Raw genomic sequence first — 16,933 nt, 5'->3', positions numbered from 1 at the left:
GCCTTCTATTCGACTATGTATTCATTGCCGTTTATTTCAACTATATCGTTTTTTCTTATTTTTTTTCCCCTTTGATGGGCTGTTTCTCCATTTACAGTCACATGTCCTTCAAGTATCATGATCTTTGCCTCCCCGCCAGAGGAAACCTCGTTCACAAATTTCAGGAACTGGTCCAGTCTTATGAATTCGTCTCTAATAGTTACTTTTTCCATATTATCTCCTAACTTATCCTTACAGGCAATACAAGATAGATGAACTCTTCATTTTCAGGCAATTTGAAAATACACGGATTGAGGCTTCCCTGGAATATTGCAGAAAGCTCATCATCCTCCACAACCCTTAAAAGATCAAGGATGTACTTTGAATTGAATCCTATCTTGATATCATCGCCTTCCATCTGAACCTCTATATTTTCTTCTGCATTACCATATTCGGATGTTGATTCTATCTTGAGGTTGTCGTCTTCTATAGTTATTATTATCAGATTGTTCTTGTCTTCCCTTGCAAGAAGGGATACCCTCTCTATACTATTTTTAAGATCAATTGTCTTAATGTTTATCTTTGTCTGATATCCATCCTTTATTATGTCCTTGTATTTAATGAATTCCCCTTCGAGAAGATTTGATATTATTACCGTGTCATCAAATACGAAGGATACATGGGTTTCGGACACGAGCATTTCAACATCCTGGTCTTCATCCTCCAGTATTCTTGAAACTTCAAGAAGAGATTTGCTGGGAATAATGATGTTGCATTCACCATCGAACTCCACTTCTTCCTTCTTTACAGACAATCTGTATCCGTCTATTGCCGCAAAGGTGCATACATTTTGCTCAAGCTCCATGAGGCATCCTGTAAGTACGGGCTTCATGTTGTCCTGTGCTGCTGCAAAGGTTGTATACTTTATCAACCTTTTGAGGGCCTGTGATTTCATGTTTATGGACATACCTTCGTTGTAGAAGGTATTGGAAGGATATTCATCTGCAGAGTTGCAGAGTATTACAAAATCGGACTTCATGCATTTTATGTCCATCTTGTTGTATTCATCCGTAGTAATCTCAATACTTGACTTTGACGGAAGCTTTCTCACAAAATCACTTATAAGCCTTGCATTTGCTACGATGGCACCGTCTTCGCTTGACTGGCAGTCTATTGTCGTCTTTATTCCAAGATCAAGATCTGTAGCCGTAAGGCTAAGCTTGTTGTTTTCCACTTCCATGAGTATTCCCGTAAGTATAGGAGTTGTTGTTCTTACTGATACGGCTTTCTGGACAATACCTATGGCTTTTGACAAATCACTTTGATTCACATTACATTTCATATATATCCTCCTGTCTATTAGCTTTCCAAGCGTCTTAACAATGGCATAGGCCATTGACGCAGCAAAGCTGCTTTATTCTATAGTTGAGTTCCAAGATGCAAGTTTTCCTTCACAAACTGACTTTGTTAGTGTATTCCACCGCTTTGTAAAAACCTTAAGTTTTTACAAAAACATGCAAGGAATGAACCATGCCTTGCAGGGGCTTTTTTCATTGCTGCAAGTTTGTCAACAATAACAAACCAGCCTAGAAGCGTTTTTGATGTTTATAACTAATATATATAATAAATATTTTAGTAATAGTAGTAGGTCCTGTGAATTTGTTGATAACCTGTTGAATAAAACAGTATAAGCAACTTAGGGATTTTTTGGCCTGTGGATAAAAAATGACAACTTTTTTTGTAATTTTTTATCCACACCATATCAACACCTTGTCAATAGACTTGTTAAATAAGCTCAGCCTCAAGGTCTTCTATCTGTTTTTTAAGCTCTACACTGTCCTGCAGGTCCTTTTCGATCTTGTTGTAGGCATGCAATACAGTGGAATGGTCACGTCCTCCGAATTCCTCTCCGATTTTTGGAAGGGAATGGTTTGTATGCTTCCTTGTAAGATACATGGCTATCTGTCTTGGATAGGAAATGTTCTTTGGTTTTTTCTTTGAATCTATATCCGTTACAGTAATATCAAAATAGTTTGATACGGAATTCTTGACAAGATCTATGGTTACTACCTTTTTCTTGTCCGAAATCAGATGCTTCAATGCTTCATGGGCTAATTCCATATTTACTTCCTTATTAGTAAGGGATGAATATGCATATAGGCGAATGAGTGCACCTTCAAGCTTTCTGATATTTGACTGTATGTTGTTTGCAATATATTCTACTACTTCGTTGGATACTGCGTAGTTTTCATCTTCGGCCTTTTTCCTCAATATTGCAATCCTCGTTTCAAGATCCGGCGGCTGGATGTCTGCTATTAGACCCCATTCGAATCTTGACCTGAGCCTGTCTTCCAGTGTTGGAATTTCATTTGGTGGCCTGTCTGATGAAATTATTATCTGCTTGTTGTCGCCGTGGAGAGTGTTGAAGGTATGGAAAAACTCTTCCTGGGTTCTTTCCTTTCCTGCAATAAATTGAATGTCGTCTACAAGCAAAACATCTATTTTTCTGTATTTGTTCCTGAATTCATCATTCTTGTCGTCTTTAATTGAATTGATTAGGTCGTTTGTGAATTTCTCGGATGTTACATATAATATGTTGGCATCGGGATTGTTTTGACTAATATAGTGTCCGATTGCGTGCATAAGGTGGGTCTTTCCAAGACCAACTCCTCCGTACAGGAAGAGGGGATTGTACGCCGATGCAGGAGTTTCAGCCACTGCAAGTGATGCGGCATGGGCAAACCTGTTGCTGTTTCCTATTATAAATGAGTCGAATTTGTATTTTGGATTTAAGGAAGGAATTGAAGAGTTCTCATCCATATTGCTGCTTTTTCTGCTTTTAACAGGTCTGGCCGGCTCCTCTATTTCTTCTCCAGGTATGAGTATCTTGACATCAATGTCTTCATTATTAAGTATATAAGAAAAAGCGTTCTTCAAAAGAGTTATATATCTTTTGGAAAGCATGTCCCTTAGAAAATCCTCCGGAGCAAGCAGGTATGCATTGTTGTTCACAAGAGACAAGGGCTTTATAGGCTTGAACCATGTGCTGAAACTGACCTCATTCAAATCTTCCTTAATAATATTAAGAACTTCATTCCATATTTCATTAATATTATTGTTCATAAAAACCTCCACAAAACGATGATAATGTTGATAAATAAAATGCCTATATGATGAATCAACATGTTGTTCTCATGTTATAATAATGGTATGCACAGTATTACATGTTGAAAATATGCTAAATTAAAAAATTATCCACAACCGAGGCAGGATAATTTTCCATAACATTAAAGTTATCCACAACTAGAACAATTCTACCAAATTTTATCCACAATTTCAATGAAATAAAAAAAATATATTTGCATATTTTCAATAAATATATTATAGTAACACGTGTAAAAATGAATTGATAAAAGGAGATATTTATGAACTTGCCCAATTTGAAAATTGGAAATCTAAATGCAAAGATTCCAATTGTATTAGGTGGGATGGGAATAGGAGTCACAAGATCAAAACTTGCTTCTGCTGTAGCCAATGAAGGTGGAATAGGAATTATGTCCGGAGTCCATATGGGTTACGACCAGCCTGATTTCAAGACAAATACCTTTAAGGCAAATGTCAGAGCCATCAAGGAACAGATAAGACTAGCAAGGGAAATGAGTCCAAAAGGAATAATAGGAATAAACTTCATGACTGTAATGAACAGATACAGCGATTATGTCAAGACTGCAGTTGAAGAGGGAATAGACCTTATTGTTTCAGGTGCCGGACTTCCGTTGGAGCTTCCTGGACTTGTAAAGGATACCAAGACCAAGATTGTTCCAATAGTTTCTTCGGGAAGGGCCCTTAAGATAATATTGAAGAAGTGGGATGCAAAATACCAAAAGACCGCTGATGCAGTGGTCATAGAAGGAATGAAGGCTGGAGGACATCTGGGTTTCAAGGTCGAAGAGCTTGCCGAAAAAACGTTCTCTTTCAAGGAAACAATTGCCGATGTTAAGAACATTCTTGAAAAGTATGAGGAAAAATACGGAATGAAGATACCTGTTATTGCTGCAGGAGGAATATTCGACAGAAATGATGCTGAGGAAGCAATAAGAAACGGAGCTGATGCAGTCCAGATGTCAACAAGGTTCATAGGCACGGAGGAGTGCGATGCAGCGGACGAGTTCAAGCAGCTTTTCGTTGAAATGAAGGAAGAGGACATAGAGATTGTAGTGAGTCCCGTAGGTCTGCCTGCAAGGGCATACAGGAACAAATTCATAGAAGAGATTAAGGCGGGAGCACAGAAACTGCCCGAATCATGTACAAAATGCATCAAGACTTGCGATGTTGGAAGGGAACCTTATTGTATTTCCGAGGCGCTTATAAAGGCTGTTACGGGAAATGTTGACGAAGGTCTCATATTTACTGGAACAAACGGATACAAGATAGACAAGATAACAACCGTCAAAGAAATTTTTGATGAATTTCGTTAAATTTTATTAGATAATTTGAAGATATGGTGGGTTGCAGTATTAAACCCACCATATGTTGTATTTTCAATGAATTTCAAAAATGTATCTTATATAATTGTCTTGACATATATTACCAATATTAATATAATCTAATGTAGACTATTATGGAATGCTATTTTTTGTATCTAAGATACAATATCCGGTAATGCGACACTGTCGCTTTATCCTGGCCAACTGCGGCGATACTTACCGCTGCTGAGGTGAAAGCTACATAGTCGCTTTATCGTAACATATATACTGTGCAAGGAGGTGTTTAAGTTGAAAAGAACTTATCAACCAAAGAAAAGACAAAGAAGCAAGGAACATGGTTTTAGAAAAAGAATGAAGAACAGATCTGGAAGAAACATTCTTAAGAAGAGAAGATTAAAGGGAAGAAAAAGATTGTCAGCGTAAGGCCTATTTTAAGGCCTTTTGTTCTACTAAAAACGGACAATACTTGCTTTAGTGGGTTAAATATCATATTTAACGGAAGGATTCGAGGGGCTTTGAGCCCTTGGGATCTGGCTTTCCTTTAAATCAGTCGGGTGAAGTACAAATGAATAAAGATAACATGATTACAGACAACAAGGATTACAGAATGGTCTACAACAGGGGAAAATCCTTGTCGGACTACAATTTGGTGCTTTTTGTACGAAAAAGAAGAGATAAAAAACTGAGATTTGGAATCACCACAGCCAAAAAGATGAAAAGGGCTGTGGACAGGAACAGATTCAGACGAAGGATCAAGGAAATAGTAAGAAAGAATTTTGATTCTGTGGAAACAGGATACGATATAGTAATAATGGGTAGATTGAACGGAAAAGATGCAGATTTCTGGAAGCTCGAGAAATCTTATATAAGACTGCTGAAAAAGTCGAAGATATGGAAGAAGGAAAAATAATTGAAAAGGGTAATGATAGGTATAATTAAAATATATCAATATTATTCTAGCAGAAACGGACGAAGCAATTGCAGGTTTTACCCCACGTGCTCCCAATATTCCCTGGAAGCATTCGAGAAATATGGGTTTTTCAAGGGAATGTATTTAAGTTCAAGAAGAATTTTAAGGTGTCATCCTTTCAATCCCGGAGGATACGACCCTTTAATATAACTGGAGGTTTCGAATAATGCAGGTAGTAGCAAGACCAATAGGTTTAATAGTAAAGTATATTTATAAACTATTGTCGGTGGCGGACAATAATGTGATATCAGCATATGCACTGGCTATAATAGTTTCATCCCTTATACTCAAGTTTGTGCTTTTGCCCCTTACAAGGAAACAGACGCAATCCATGAAGGCTATGCAGGAGCTTAACCCTGAAATAGCAAAGCTCAAGGAAAAATACAAGAACGATTCTGAAACACTTAACAGAAAAACTATGGAGCTGTACAAGGAATACAATGTAAATCCCGCAGGTGGATGTCTTCCCTTGTTGATCCAGTTTCCGATAATGATAGGTTTCTTTTATGTACTTAGAGATCCAGTGCAGTACATTTTCGGAGACCAGGCTACCTTTGATGCAATAAACAAGAGTTTTCTTTGGATAAAGGACCTTGGATATGCAGCAAATGCAGTTCTTCCATCGGGAGATATAAACGGTATAGGACTTGGGATGGAATTGCCTTTCATAGGTGCTGCAGTGCCTGTACTTGCAATAATTGCAGGTGTTACGACATATTTTTCAAGCAAGATGACCACTGCTCAATCACCGGCTGGAGGAAGCGATCAGCAAAGAGCAACCCAGAATACGATGACAATTATGATGCCGTTCATGATATTCTTCTTTGCCCTTAATTTTCCGGCAGGTCTTACCTTGTACTGGGCAATCAGCAACGGTTTCCAAATGGCACAGCAATATATTGCTTTACACAACGGGAAAAAGGTTCTGGAGGTTAAATCAAAATGAAATTCATAACTAAGGAAAGCGACACTATAGAAAATGCTGTAAGCGAAGGATTGGAAGAGCTGAAGGCAGATATAAATGAAGTTGAGATAGAAATAATCCAGGAACCTTCAAAGAGTTTCCTTGGACTGATTTCAAAAAAGGCAAAAGTCAAGCTTACAATAGTGGACGGGCCAAGAGAAAAGGCCAAGGGATTTTTGGATACGCTTCTTGAAAAGATGGATGTTGACTGCAAGTATGAAATCAAGTTTGAAGATGATGTGCTTAATGTAGATATTTACGAAATAAACGATAAGGACAAGGGTATAATGATAGGAAAGAGAGGAAAGAACCTTGACTCCCTTCAATACATACTCAGTCTAATAGTAAACAAGGGCAGACAGTCCTATGTGAGAACCATAGTCGATGTTGAGAACTACAGGAGCAAGAGAGAGGAAACTCTTATTAAACTTGCAAAGAGAATGGCTGACAAGACCAGATTCTACAACAAGAAGATCAAGCTTGAACCAATGAATCCATATGAAAGAAGAATAATCCATTCGGCATTGCAGGATGAAGAAGACATCATTACATACTCGGAAGGCGAAGAACCATACAGAAAAGTAATAATTGACGTAAAATAAGTTAAATACCCGGTATATATCGGGTATTTTTTGGTTACACTCCGTAATCTTGTATAAAAATTTAAGCCGGTTAACCGGAAAATTCTATATGAATGCTCCCTACTCCGTCAGCACGACAATCTCTTTTTTATAAGGATGATTGACGTGCCTCCAAGTCGAGACCTCGCATTCATATCAAATTTTCCTTTAGTTGAATATTGTTTTTTATTCAAAATTACTTCGTTTAGGGTAATAGGTTGGAAGCTTGTTTTATTGGTATTGGGGTGTAATCATGTTATAATTATATTCGGATGGTTTTGTAATTTTTTAATTGTAGAAAATATTCACGAAAGGGTGATTTTATGAATACTGATACTATAGCCGCATCGGCAACATATCCGGGTATGTCCGGAATAGGAATAGTAAGGGTAAGCGGAAAGGATGCCATAGGCATTGTAAGCGATATATTCAAGAGTAAAAACGGAAAGAAGCTTTCAGAACTTAAGAACAGGATGATGTACTACGGATGGATAGTTGATCCTGAAAAGGACAAGGTAGCAGATGAAGTACTGGTTGTGGCAATGAAGGGTCCAAACACATTCACAAAGGAAGATGTGGTTGAAATCAACTGCCACGGAGGAATTGTGTCTGTTGAGATGATACTTGGAATACTTATTTCAAGAGGAGCCAGGCTTGCTGAAAGAGGAGAATTCACAAAGAGGGCCTTTTTAAACGGAAGAATTGACCTGACCCAGGCAGAGGCTGTAATGGACCTTGTGAGCTCGAAGACAAGAAACAGCTTCGACCTTTCCTTGCATCAGCTTGAAGGAAGGCTTTCAAAGGAAATAAGGAATATCAGGCAATCACTTATGGACCTGATATCACAGATTGAGGTCAATATAGATTTTCCCGAATATGACGAGGAAGAGATGACTGTTGAAAACATAAAGAATATTTCCCGGGAAATACTTAAACGCTTCGACAAGCTCATCAAGTCGGCAGATACGGGCAAGATATACAAGGAAGGTATAAAGACCCTTATATTAGGAAAGCCCAATGTGGGAAAATCATCCCTCATGAACTATCTTCTCAACGAGAACAGGGCTATAGTGACTGAAATTCCAGGAACTACCAGGGATACAATAGAGGAATTTGTGAATCTTGCCGGAGTTCCCTTAAAGATAATAGATACGGCGGGTATAAGGTATACGGACGATGAAGTTGAAAAGATAGGTGTTAAGAAGGCACTTGACAAGATAAATGAGGCTGATCTTATATTGATGATTTTCGATGCCTCGAAGGCCCTTGAAGGTGAAGACATAATGATAATCAAGGAAATCCAGGACAAGAAGGTATTGTATCTTTTGAACAAGACGGATCTTCCGGAAAAAATAGATTTTGAAAATTTCCATAAAATCAAGGAAGAGGTAATAAAGGTTTCAATCAAGGGCAACAGGGGACTGGAAAAAATAGAGAACAAAATAAAGGAAGAATTTCTGAAGGGTGCATTGGATGTGGATGATGACATCATAGTCAGCAACATGAGACACAAAAATCTTCTTATGAAGGCAAGAAAGTCCATTGAAGAAGTGCTTGAAAGCATAGAAAAATCCCTGACCCTGGAATGTCTGGAAGTGGATATAATGAATTCACTGGAATTTTTGGGAGAAATAACAGGTGAATCCGTAAGGGACGACCTTATAGACAAGATATTTACCGAGTTTTGCATAGGGAAGTAATGGAGGAATAAGCAAGTGAAAGACATAAAGAGATTTATAGCAGGGAAATATGATGTAGTGGTGGTAGGAGCAGGACATGCAGGATGCGAGGCTGCCCTTGCCGCTGCAAGAATGGGCAAGAAGACGATTATGATAACCCTTAGCCTTGACTCACTGGCCATGATGCCCTGCAATCCTTCAATAGGAGGAACAGGAAAGGGTCATATAGTAAAGGAAATTGATGCCCTTGGTGGAGAAATGGCCTTTGCAACTGACAAGGCCATGATACAGTTCAAGCTTCTGAATACTTCAAAGGGACCTGCAGTTCATTCTTCAAGGGCACAGACTGACAAGAGAATATATCATGTGGCAATGAAGCAGGCAATAGAGAATGAATATAACCTTGACCTTGTGCAGAACGAGGTTACTGAAATAGATGTTGTTGATGGAAAAGTTGTCGGAGTAAACACCAAGACAGGTGCTTATTTCGAGACGGAAGCTGCAATACTGTGTACCGGAACGTATCTTAAGGGCAAGATATACATGGGAGAAGTGAGCTACGAGGGAGGACCGGGAGGTCTGTTCCCTGCAAACGAGCTTTCAGCATCTCTAATAGAGAATGGAATAGTGCTTAAAAGATTCAAGACAGGCACGCCGGCAAGGGTTCACAAGGATTCAATAGATCTTGAAAAGATGGAAATACAGGAAGGAGATGCGGAAATAATACCATTCTCCTTCATGAATGACAAGATAGACATAGATCAGGTGCCCTGTCATCTTTGCTATACCAATGCAGAGACACATAAAATTATAATGGATAACCTCTCAAGATCGCCTTTGTATGCCGGAAAGATGGAAGGTGTTGGACCGAGATACTGCCCGTCAATGGAAGACAAGGTGGTGAAGTTCTCAGACAAGCCCAAGCACCAGGTTTTTGTTGAGCCTGAAGGTCTTGATACAAAGGAAATGTATATACAGGGATTCTCCACATCACTGCCTGAAGAGGTGCAGATAGCAATGTACAGGACAATAGTGGGAATGGAGAACTGCAAGATTATGAGACCTGCCTATGCAATAGAATACGACTGCATAGACCCTACACAGCTAAAGAGAAGTCTTGAAATCAAGAGTATTGAAAATCTTTTCTTTGCAGGACAGATAAATGGAAGTTCAGGATATGAGGAAGCCGCAGGGCAGGGTCTTGTAGCCGGAATAAATGCCGTTCTCAAGTTGAACGGAAAGGAACCTATGATTCTGGACAGGTCCGAAGCATACATAGGTGTTCTTATAGACGATCTTGTAACCAAGGGAACAAACGAGCCCTACAGGATGATGACATCAAGGGCGGAGTACAGACTTGTGCTTAGACAGGACAATGCCGACTTGAGACTTACGGAAAAGGGTTACAAGGCTGGACTTGTAAACCTCGAAAGATATAAAAAATTCACGGACAAAACAGTAAGCATAAGCAAGGAAATATCAAGGCTTAAAGGCAGGATGGTGACTCCTGCTGCGCAGGTGAAGAGTCTGTTGGACAAGCTTGGTACAGTTCCTCTTAAGGCTCCAATGTCAATGTATGAATTATTGAGAAGACCTGAAGTTAATTATGACGACCTTAAGGAGATTGATCCGGGAAGACCTGAGGTGGACAGGGTGGTAATACAGCAGATAGAAATACAGATTAAGTACGAAGGATATATCAAGAAGCAGTTCAAGCAGATAGAACAATTCAAAAAAATGGAAAACAAGAACATTCCTGAAAACATAGAATATGACGCGATCAAGGGACTGAGATTGGAAGCGAGACAGAAGCTTTCAAAAATAAGGCCTGACTCCCTTGGACAGGCATCAAGGATATCTGGAGTGTCTCCTGCCGATGTCAATGTACTTGTCATCTATCTGGAGCAGCAGAGAAGGGTGAAGGAAACGGATGAAGAATAAACTTGAAGAAATGTTGAAATCCTCGGACCTGGATTGTACTTCCGAGCAGGTGGACAAGTTTGAATTATACAAGACAATGATCCAGGAATGGAACAAGAAAATAAACATCACTTCCATTACGGAAGATGAAGACATATACATGAAGCATTTTGTGGACAGCATTATAGTTAAAAATCATTTTGACATGGAATCTGTGGATAAGATGATAGATGTGGGTACCGGAGGAGGATTTCCCGGAATACCTCTTAAGATAGTTAATGAGAAAATGGATGTTACACTTCTTGACAGTCTGAACAAGAGGATAATCTTTCTGGAAGAGGTAGTGAAAAGTCTCGGTCTACAAAATGTCAGTCTCATACACGGAAGGGCTGAGGATTTCGGAGTCAATGAGGACTACAGGGAAAAATTTGACCTTTCAATATCAAGGGCCGTAGCACCTCTCAATATACTTTCCGAATACTGCATCCCCTTTGTAAAGGTTGGAGGATGCTTCATATCAATGAAAAGCGGAGATGTTGAAAAGGAAATTGAGGATTCGGCAAATGCACTTGACTTGCTGGGAGGAAGAATAAGGAATATTGTGAAATACAGGCTTCCGGGAACGGATATATCCAGAAGCATAATAATAATAGAAAAATACAGGGAGACGCCGGTTAAGTATCCAAGAAAAGCCGGAAAACCAACAAAGAAACCATTATAGGAGTATAATAAATGATGCAGGAATTCAAAGCAGTAGAAATGATAAATCTGGACTGGATAGTACCAAACAAACACCAGCCCAGAAAAGTATTCCAGGAGGATGCGCTTATTGAACTCACATACTCAATACAGTCCTATGGAATTATCCAGCCAATATCACTTAAGAAGAACAGCGAAAGGGAATATGAAATAATTGCTGGAGAGAGAAGATTCCGTGCTGCACAGCTAGCTGGAATGGAGGAAATTCCTTCACTTGTTATTGATGTTGACGAGAGTAATTCTGCAGCCATTGCACTTGTAGAGAATCTTCAGAGAGAGGATTTGAATTTCCTGGAGGAAGCGGAATCTTATAGGAACCTTATGGACATCTTTGAAATAACCCAGCTGGAGCTTGCAGATAAGATAGGAAAGACACAGTCAACTATAGCAAACAAGCTTAGGATTCTAAAGCTCCCTGAAGTAGTAAAGGCAAATTTGGTGGACCACGGTCTCACCGAAAGACACGGAAGGGCACTTCTCAAGTTGAAGGATGAGGAGCTGCAGAAAAACGTTGTTGACAAAATTATTAAAAATAATTTGACTGTAAAAGAGACTGAAAAACTAATTGATGATATAATAAAGAAATACAGCGACAAAAAGGTAAAGGACAAGAGACTCATCAAGAATTTCATCAACTACAGGATATATGTCAATACCATCAAGCATGCATTCAATGAAATAAAGAAAACGGGCGTACCTGCTGAATTTGAGCAGAAGGATTTTGACGAATATATAGAGCTGAAGGTTAAAATTCCTAAAAATAAGATCTAGAGGTGGAACATGGGTAAGGTTATATCAATTTTCAATCAAAAGGGAGGCGTAGGCAAGACCACTACAAATGTAAATCTGTCTGCAATCCTTGCAATGAAGGGCAAGCGCATATTGTCTGTGGACATAGATCCCCAGGGCAATTCGACAAGCGGCTTTGGAATAGACAAGAATGATGTTGATTCCACAATATACGACTGTCTTTTTTCGGATATTGAAGAATCCGGTGAATCAAGTGCCATTGTTGAAACGGATGTTGAGAACCTTCACCTGATACCGTCGAACATAGAGCTTGCTGGTGCGGAAATAGAGCTTACCAAGACTGTACACAGAGAGAACACCTTGAAGAATTTCCTGGGAAAGATAAGGGAGGATTATGATTTTATTTTCATCGATTGTCCTCCTTCCCTTGGACTTTTGACCATAAACGCACTTACTGCTTCCGACAGTGTAATAATTCCTATTCAGTGTGAGTATTACGCTCTTGAGGGTGTAAGCCAGCTTGTGAATACGGTAAAGCTGGTCAAGAGAAATTTGAATCCCAAGCTTGACATTGAAGGGATAGTTCTCAACATGTATGATGGAAGGACTAACCTTTCGATCCAAGTAGTGGAGGAAGTAAAGAAGTATTTCAAGAACAAGGTTTACAAGTCAATAATTCCCAGAAATGTAAGATTGGCAGAGGCACCAAGTTTTGGACAATCAATAGTTGAGTACGACGAAAAGTCGAAGGGTGCTGAAGCCTATACGAATTTGGCGGAAGAATTTCTGGGCAGGATATAAGGGGGACATATGGCAAGCAAGAGAAAGGCCCTTGGAAAGGGGCTGTCTGCTCTAATAAACGAAGAGTTCGACAAGATAGATGAAAATTCCATAGTAAATATAGGCGTAGACCTTATCAAGTCCAATCCTCTTCAGCCAAGAAAGAACTTCGACGAAGAAAAGATAGACGAGCTTTCAAAGTCAATAGAAAGACATGGAGTGATCCAACCTGTAATCGTGAAGAAATCGGGAATGCACTACCAGCTCATTGCAGGAGAAAGAAGGTGGAGGGCCGCCAGACAGGCAGGTCTCAAGGAAATCCCTTCCATAGTGAGGGATATAGACAACAGAAGCCAGGAGGAGATTGCCCTAATAGAAAACATTCAGAGGGAGGATCTCAATTCCATAGATGAGGCTGTAGCTTACAAGGTTGTTATGGACAGGTATGATATAACCCAGGAAGAGGTTTCAACCATGGTTGGAAAGAGCAGGGTATATGTAACAAATATCATGAGACTTCTTAAGCTTCCCGATTATGTTCAGAAGTACATTATGAACGGTGATATGACAACAGGACACGGAAAGGCTCTGGCGGGCATTGGAGAAAAGGAAATTAAGGCTGTAACGGACAGAATACTTAAAGAAGACCTGAGCGTCAGAGAAACGGAAAAAATCGTCAGAGAGTTGAAAAATGGCAAGAAAGACGAAAACAAGAAAGTTAGGAAAAACGAGAAGGAACCAAATATACTGCATATTGAGGAAGTTTTAATGAACGAGCTGGGCACCAAGGTTGAAATTAACAAGAGAAAGAAATCAGGAAAAATACAGCTGTTCTTTTCCAATGATGAAGAGCTTCAGAGAATTCTTAATATAATATCGGACAAGTTGAGTTAGAATAAATAGGAAAGTAGATTCCAGGGATAAATTCCCTGGAATTTTTTATTACATGACGTTCAATATAATTACGGATTTTGGGAATTATCACTCACGTGAACGTCAGATAATTCGAAGGACTCGATGTCCTGAGAATTTTATTTGTCCATATTTTAACAGATTGTATAGATACCTGTACAATTATCGATAAAAATTAGTTATTTATTTATTAAACTCATGCTTGAGCAAGTGCATGGTTTTTCCTTGCAATAATGGGAAAATGTTTACAAAAAAGTGAAATGTCTTAAAATATAAGACAGATACCACAAAGAAAGACAAAAATGAAAAAAAGTCGTTTTTTCATGATAAATTCTTGTCAAAGTAATTGACATAAAATTAACAACAAAGTATAATAATCGTGATATTTGTATATAGTAGGAGGAAATAAAAGTGCAGAAAACAATCGATATTGTTGAAAACAAAGCTAATTTCGATGAACTGGCAAGTTACATCGAAGCACAGGATGCATCACAAGGTGTCCTGATGCAAACGTTACACAAAGCACAAGAACTATTTGGCTATCTGCCGATAGAAGTGCAAAAGTTCATATCCGAAAAAACCGGAATCCCTATGGCTGAAATCTATGGTGTAGCTACATTCTACACTCAGTTTTCACTTGAGCCAAAAGGAAAGCATACTGTAGGAGTATGTATGGGAACAGCTTGCTATGTTAAGAATGCACAGCTGGTACTTGACAAGCTTGCAAGTGAATTGAAGATCCCTGTTGGTGCAACAACAGAAGATGGTCTTTTTACGTTGGAAGCGACAAGATGTCTTGGATGCTGCGGACTGGCACCTGTAATGATGGTGGGCGAAACAGTTTACGGCAAGGTTGATCCTAAGGATATCCCAGACATAATCAAGAGTTACAGAGAGTAATCCGGAGGTAGATATGAAATCATTGGAAGAATTGAAAAAAATCAGAGAAGAAGCGAAGAAAAATCTTGAATTAAGAGATTCTGGAAAGACTACAAGAGTTGTTGTAGGAATGGCGACATGCGGAATATCTGCAGGAGCGAGACCTGTATTGCAGGCTTTTATTGAAGAGCTTCAGAAGAGAAACATGGCCGATGTTCAGGTTGTTCAGACAGGATGTATCGGAATGTGCGCATATGAGCCAATAGTTGAAGTGACTATGCCTGATAAGGAGAAGGTTACCTATGTATTTATGGATGCTGAAAAGACAAAGAAGGTTGTTGCAGAGCATCTGGTTAATGGAAATGTAGTAGCGGAATATACAATAGGAGCTGTGGAGAAGTAATTTCTCCAGAGTAATAAAGGAGGGTCATTATGGCTATATTCAGATCACATGTACTGGTATGTGGCGGTACAGGATGTGCTTCTTCAAAATCTGGAGATATAAAAGATAGATTTGAAGAGAAAATAAAGGAAATGGAACTGGACAAGGAAGTCCAGGTTATAAGTACGGGATGTTTCGGACTTTGTGAAGAAGGTCCTATAGTAGTAGTTTATCCTGAGGGTGCTTTCTACTCAAAAATGGAAGTTGAAAGAGTGGACAAGATAGTTGAAGAGCACCTTTACAAGGGTAGAATAGTTAAAGAGTATCTTTATGAAGGAAGCTTGGACGCAGAAGACCTTAAGTCTCTAAGTGAAGTGGACTTCTATGCAAAACAGAAAAGGGTTGCACTTCAGAACTGTGGTGTAATCAATCCTGAAGATATTAACGAGTATATTGCAAGAGATGGATATACCGCTCTTGGAAAAGCATTGACTGAAATGACTCCAGCGGAAGTTGTTGATGTTATAAAGGATGCAGGTCTCAGAGGTAGAGGAGGCGGTGGTTTCCCTACAGGTGTTAAGTGGGGATTTGCAGCACCTCAGGTTGCAGACCAGAAGTATATAATCTGTAACGCGGACGAAGGAGATCCAGGTGCATTCATGGACAGATCAGTTCTTGAGGGAGACCCTCATGCAGTTCTTGAAGCAATGGCAATTGCCGGTTATGCAATAGGTGCAACCAAGGGATTCATCTACGTTAGAGCGGAATATCCAATAGCTGTTGAAAGACTTAAGATAGCAATAGCGCAGGCCAAGGACCTTGGACTTCTGGGAGAAAACATATTTGACTCAGGATTCGATTTCGAGCTTGACATAAGACTTGGTGCCGGTGCATTCGTATGTGGTGAAGAGACTGCACTAATAGCTTCAATCGAGGGCCAGAGAGGTATGTCAAGAAACAAGCCTCCATTCCCTGCAGTAAGCGGACTTTTCGGCAAGCCTACAATCATCAACAATGTTGAGACTCTTGCAAACGTACCGCAGATAATAAACAAGGGAGCTGAGTGGTTCAAGTCATTTGGAAGCGCAAAGTCTCCTGGAACAAAGGTATTTGCTCTTGGTGGAAAGATCACAAATACAGGTCTTGTTGAGATACCAATGGGAACTTCACTTAGAGAGGTAATTTACGACATAGGCGGTGGATGTCCTAACGGAAAAGCTTTCAAGGCAGTTCAGACAGGTGGACCGTCAGGTGGATGTATAACTGCCGACTATATAGATACACCAATCGACTTTGATACACTGACAGAGCTTGGTTCAATGATGGGATCAGGCGGAATGATCGTAATGGACGAAGACAACTGTATGGTTGATATCGCTAGATTCTTCCTTGAGTTTACAGTTGAGGAGTCTTGTGGAAAATGTACGCCTTGTAGAGAAGGTACAAAGAGAATGCTTGAGATACTTGAAAAGATAGCAGAAGGAAAGGCTGTAATGGAAGACCTTGACACTCTTGAGAAACTTGCTGTCAACATCAAGAACACTTCTCTTTGCGGACTTGGACAGACTGCTCCAAACCCTGTACTTTCAACTATGAAGTACTTCAGGGAAGAGTATGAGGCACACGTAAAGGACAAGAAATGTCCTGCAGGAGTTTGCCAGTCGCTTCTTAGCTACAAGATTACTGATGCTTGTAAGGGATGTACAAAGTGTGCAAGACAGTGTCCTGTTAACTGTATATCAGGGAATGTGAAGGAAGTTCACGTTATTGATCAGGATAAATGTATTAAGTGTGGTGCATGTATGGATGCTTGTCCATTCGATGCAATAATCAAAGAGTAAGGATGGTGTTG

18 protein-coding genes are annotated in these 16,933 nt (G+C 39.5%); 15 read left to right on the top strand and 3 right to left on the bottom strand.

Annotated features, from left to right (window positions below):
• Positions 1-5 precede the first annotated feature (5 nt).
• The 3 genes from BUB05_RS00835 to dnaA all read right to left on the bottom strand — a co-directional run bounded on the left by BUB05_RS00835 (position 6) and on the right by dnaA (position 3,102).
• The gene (locus BUB05_RS00835; RefSeq protein WP_073045648.1) at positions 6-212 is read right to left on the bottom strand and encodes an RNA-binding S4 domain-containing protein; all 207 of its coding nucleotides are present in this window, start codon (positions 210-212) and stop codon (positions 6-8) included.
• 8 nt (positions 213-220) lie between these two features.
• A complete protein-coding gene (gene dnaN, locus BUB05_RS00830; protein ID WP_073045644.1) occupies positions 221-1,321 on the bottom strand; it encodes a DNA polymerase III subunit beta in 1,101 nt (366 codons plus the stop codon).
• Positions 1,322-1,764: 443 nt separating this feature from the next.
• Positions 1,765-3,102: a chromosomal replication initiator protein DnaA gene (dnaA, locus tag BUB05_RS00825; protein WP_073045641.1), complete on the bottom strand. Its 1,338-nt coding sequence runs from the start codon at positions 3,100-3,102 to the stop codon at positions 1,765-1,767.
• Between the two features lie 302 nt (positions 3,103-3,404).
• Here dnaA and BUB05_RS00820 point away from each other — a divergent pair, with 302 nt between their 5' ends.
• The 15 genes from BUB05_RS00820 (at position 3,405) to nuoF (ending at position 16,922) form a co-directional block, all read left to right on the top strand.
• Positions 3,405-4,457 (top strand): NAD(P)H-dependent flavin oxidoreductase, encoded by a 1,053-nt coding sequence (locus BUB05_RS00820; protein ID WP_073045637.1) that lies wholly within the window; start codon positions 3,405-3,407, stop codon positions 4,455-4,457.
• Between the two features lie 297 nt (positions 4,458-4,754).
• Positions 4,755-4,889: a 50S ribosomal protein L34 gene (gene rpmH / locus BUB05_RS00815; protein WP_073045633.1), complete on the top strand. Its 135-nt coding sequence runs from the start codon at positions 4,755-4,757 to the stop codon at positions 4,887-4,889.
• A gap of 142 nt (positions 4,890-5,031) precedes the next feature.
• Complete coding sequence (gene rnpA, locus BUB05_RS18615) at positions 5,032-5,376, top strand: ribonuclease P protein component (protein WP_175548488.1); 345 nt, start codon at positions 5,032-5,034, stop codon at positions 5,374-5,376.
• Positions 5,377-5,586 carry a membrane protein insertion efficiency factor YidD gene (yidD, locus tag BUB05_RS18610; RefSeq protein ID WP_175548487.1) on the top strand — a complete coding sequence of 70 codons (210 nt, stop codon included), beginning with the start codon at positions 5,377-5,379 and terminating at the stop codon, positions 5,584-5,586. It abuts the gene before it with no gap.
• A 16-nt stretch (positions 5,587-5,602) separates the two neighbouring features.
• Entirely contained in the window at positions 5,603-6,382 is a 780-nt protein-coding gene (locus tag BUB05_RS00805; protein WP_073045630.1) for a YidC/Oxa1 family membrane protein insertase, read from the top strand.
• On the top strand, positions 6,379-7,002 hold the full coding sequence (gene jag, locus BUB05_RS00800) for an RNA-binding cell elongation regulator Jag/EloR (RefSeq protein WP_073045627.1): 624 nt from the start codon (positions 6,379-6,381) through the stop codon (positions 7,000-7,002). Before BUB05_RS00805 ends, jag begins: the two co-directional genes overlap by 4 nt.
• A gap of 341 nt (positions 7,003-7,343) precedes the next feature.
• Complete coding sequence (gene mnmE, locus BUB05_RS00795; protein ID WP_073045625.1) at positions 7,344-8,720, top strand: tRNA uridine-5-carboxymethylaminomethyl(34) synthesis GTPase MnmE; 1,377 nt, start codon at positions 7,344-7,346, stop codon at positions 8,718-8,720.
• Positions 8,721-8,735: 15 nt separating this feature from the next.
• Entirely contained in the window at positions 8,736-10,640 is a 1,905-nt protein-coding gene (gene mnmG / locus BUB05_RS00790; protein WP_425430032.1) for a tRNA uridine-5-carboxymethylaminomethyl(34) synthesis enzyme MnmG, read from the top strand.
• Positions 10,630-11,340: a 16S rRNA (guanine(527)-N(7))-methyltransferase RsmG gene (rsmG, locus tag BUB05_RS00785; protein ID WP_073045622.1), complete on the top strand. Its 711-nt coding sequence runs from the start codon at positions 10,630-10,632 to the stop codon at positions 11,338-11,340. Before mnmG ends, rsmG begins: the two co-directional genes overlap by 11 nt.
• 14 nt (positions 11,341-11,354) lie before the next feature.
• On the top strand, positions 11,355-12,149 hold the full coding sequence (noc, locus tag BUB05_RS00780; RefSeq protein WP_073046226.1) for a nucleoid occlusion protein: 795 nt from the start codon (positions 11,355-11,357) through the stop codon (positions 12,147-12,149).
• A gap of 9 nt (positions 12,150-12,158) precedes the next feature.
• Entirely contained in the window at positions 12,159-12,929 is a 771-nt protein-coding gene (locus BUB05_RS00775; protein WP_073045618.1) for a ParA family protein, read from the top strand.
• 9 nt (positions 12,930-12,938) lie between these two features.
• Positions 12,939-13,802: a ParB/RepB/Spo0J family partition protein gene (locus tag BUB05_RS00770; RefSeq protein WP_073045615.1), complete on the top strand. Its 864-nt coding sequence runs from the start codon at positions 12,939-12,941 to the stop codon at positions 13,800-13,802.
• 429 nt (positions 13,803-14,231) lie between these two features.
• Positions 14,232-14,720, top strand: coding sequence for an NADH-quinone oxidoreductase subunit NuoE family protein (locus BUB05_RS00765; RefSeq protein WP_073045612.1), 489 nt, complete (start codon positions 14,232-14,234; stop codon positions 14,718-14,720).
• A 13-nt stretch (positions 14,721-14,733) separates the two neighbouring features.
• Positions 14,734-15,102, top strand: coding sequence for a (2Fe-2S) ferredoxin domain-containing protein (locus tag BUB05_RS00760; protein WP_073045609.1), 369 nt, complete (start codon positions 14,734-14,736; stop codon positions 15,100-15,102).
• A 29-nt stretch (positions 15,103-15,131) separates the two neighbouring features.
• Positions 15,132-16,922 carry an NADH-quinone oxidoreductase subunit NuoF gene (nuoF, locus tag BUB05_RS00755; RefSeq protein ID WP_073045606.1) on the top strand — a complete coding sequence of 597 codons (1,791 nt, stop codon included), beginning with the start codon at positions 15,132-15,134 and terminating at the stop codon, positions 16,920-16,922.
• The last annotated feature ends 11 nt before the right edge of the window (positions 16,923-16,933 follow it).

This window comes from Dethiosulfatibacter aminovorans DSM 17477 (assembly GCF_900142005.1).
In the GTDB taxonomy this organism is placed as follows: domain Bacteria; phylum Bacillota; class Clostridia; order Tissierellales; family Dethiosulfatibacteraceae; genus Dethiosulfatibacter; species Dethiosulfatibacter aminovorans.
The sequence above is the reverse complement of the archived record's forward strand: the minus strand, read 5'-3'. Positions and strand labels throughout refer to the sequence as shown.